At 74.2% G+C, this 620-nt stretch carries 2 pseudogenes; both read right to left on the minus strand.

Annotated features, from left to right (window positions below):
- Positions 1-483, minus strand: a pseudogene (locus KVT45_RS55105) (aldehyde dehydrogenase); the annotation flags it as partial.
- A pseudogene (locus tag KVT45_RS57525) lies at positions 483-620 on the minus strand (phenazine antibiotic biosynthesis protein); the annotation flags it as partial. The pseudogenes KVT45_RS55105 and KVT45_RS57525, both read right to left, overlap by 1 nt.

The following is a 620-nucleotide window of genomic DNA, read 5'->3' on the forward strand; positions in this document are numbered from 1 at the left end:
CGCCGGGTGGTTGCCTGCCGCGTTCTCGGCGAGCACCTCGCCTCGCCGCGTCCACACCGCGCTGCCGGTGCGGGAGCGCGCGTCCTGCCAGTCCAGCACCGCGCCGCCGGGCAGCGCGCCGTAGGCCCCGGCCAGGGCGCGGCGTGCGGAGTCGGCGATCTCGTCGGCCGCGGAGCGCACGGCGGGCAGCGGGATGCCGGAGACCCGGGCGACGGTGAGCTCGTACTCCTCGTACGTGAGCCCGTGTACCACGTCCTCGCGGAAGATACGGGCCGCGCGGGCCAGGGCGGTGAGGCGCTGCTCACGCGGCAGCGGACTCGCCCTGTGCAGCGCGGCGAGCGCTCGGGTGACGAACAGCCGTGGAACGAGGCTGAGTTCGGCGACCTGCAGATCGGCGGTGTCGCAGACGGCTTCCCGGTTGCGGGCGCGGTAGGGGCCCTGGGGACCCAGCGCGTCCAGCACGCGGGGCTCGGACCCGGGCATCAGTAGACCCCCTCGATGACCTTCTCGTCATCGAACTCCCGCACCGGTGCGATGTCCGCGACCGAGTCGCCGACCTGGCCCGGCAGGGGGCGGATGCGCGTGGCTTCGTCCCGCTCCACGTTGTTGGGCAGGAACAG

Source organism: Streptomyces sp. GbtcB6, from assembly GCF_019091475.1.
Lineage (GTDB): Bacteria > Actinomycetota > Actinomycetes > Streptomycetales > Streptomycetaceae > Streptomyces > Streptomyces hyaluromycini.